A 1,544-nucleotide genomic window follows, 5' to 3' on the forward strand; every position below is an offset into this window, starting at 1 on the left:
GATACATAGCACTCCATTCTGCGGTCAAATCGCGGCCATCGGTACGGTCACCTTCAATAGCGCTAACGGCATCGACTCTATTAAATGCGGCATCTTTAGGTAAAAAATGACGACGACCACCGCCCATCACAACATCAATGCCGTCTACATCAACACCGGTGTAACGTTGTTCAAGATTTTTTTCAAAGTTAACCAGTTGTGATGCGATATCTTCGCAATCTGCACGTTCAGCATTATTGTCAATATCCATGTCTGAGATATCTTCCCAGTTACGGTCTGCTGATTTTGCATAAGTGGCGGCTGGCGTTGCGTGAGTAATACGTGCGGTTGATAGCACACCCGTCGATAAGCCTTTTATTTCGGCTAACTCTAAGGCGGTTACTACTTCATTGCCTTTGACTGAGGCACAAGTACCACGAACGACGTCTTCATCAACACCCAGAACACCAGCGTCTGATTTTAAGCCGCTCATCATGGCGGTCATGGTGCCTGCTGAATCTGGTGTTTGTGCATCTACATTGTAAGTTTTAACCAGAGCTGAATAAGGAAATGTTTCAAAGCTTAAGTAACCTTCTTCACCAGAATTACCGGCTAATTGGCCTTTTAAAATCCGAGCTGCGGTAAGTGTGGAAATCCCCATACCATCGCCAACAAACAAGATGACATTTTTTGCTCTTGTTGATCTTGATTGTTGTAATTTTTCTGTGATGGTTGCTTGGCCGTCTTTATACCAAGCATTATTGAGTTGTGTGTCAGTCGTTGTCGCTGCGGTTGCAGAACCTGCGTATGTTGCCGAAGACAATATACTAGCGATAACCACTGATAAGCCTTGTTTGAGCATATTCATATTACCTATGTTGTAGTTAAGTTATTTGAGAACCTGGCCATAACATAGAGGTTTACAATGAACGTTAAGTAACACTGCGATTACAATTTGATTACAAGAGCGTTTGGGTTTTATGTGTATATAATCAAGCTGCTGATTTTATTGTTATTTAATAATGATCTCTGTATTGGTGTTATTACCGAATAATAAGTTTGTTTGGTCGCTATACTACTCAATGTTCGGAATGTAATTAATATCAATACTATGATTAAATTATATTTTATGAGTAAATAATTATAAATCCTACCGTAATCTGAGTTGAAAGAGGTTAAGTTGATTAGCTATAACAGAGGGCATCGTTGTACTCCTACCTTGCTCGTGTGTTTATTGACTCAATCAATCGCAGCCCTACCTTATGGCAGAATAGTTGAGTAAGATGTTATTAATTAAAACTATTAAATCAGGACTGTTTGTATGGGGGAAGTTATGAGTAAAGAGATGAGTGAAGCAAATAGTGAAGTAAACAGTGACAAAATGAGTGAGTCTGCTTTAAACGCATTGAAAATCGCGTTTACCTACATGCCTAAATCAATTGAAGTGACTAAGTATGAGTATGGCGACAGCTACCAAAAAATATTAGATCACATAGAAACCGTTAGGGAAATATTACTGATTAATGATGTTGATCCTGAAGAAGTTTATGGTGAGGTTAATCCAG

General features: G+C 39.2%; 2 protein-coding genes. One reads left to right on the forward strand and one right to left on the reverse strand.

Going from position 1 to position 1,544, the window contains the following annotated elements; all coding sequences use genetic code 11:
• Window positions 1-847: alkaline phosphatase (locus tag CXF78_RS17050; protein ID WP_145991530.1), on the reverse strand; the 847-nt coding region annotated here is incomplete at its 3' end.
• A gap of 465 nt (window positions 848-1,312) precedes the next feature.
• Between CXF78_RS17050 and CXF78_RS17055 the strand changes: the two genes are divergently transcribed.
• Window positions 1,313-1,544, forward strand: a 232-nt coding sequence (locus CXF78_RS17055) for a hypothetical protein (protein ID WP_257984937.1), incomplete at its 3' end; no start/stop codon positions are given.

Source organism: Shewanella sp. 11B5, from assembly GCF_002836795.1.
Taxonomy (GTDB): Bacteria; Pseudomonadota; Gammaproteobacteria; order Enterobacterales; family Shewanellaceae; genus Shewanella; species Shewanella frigidimarina.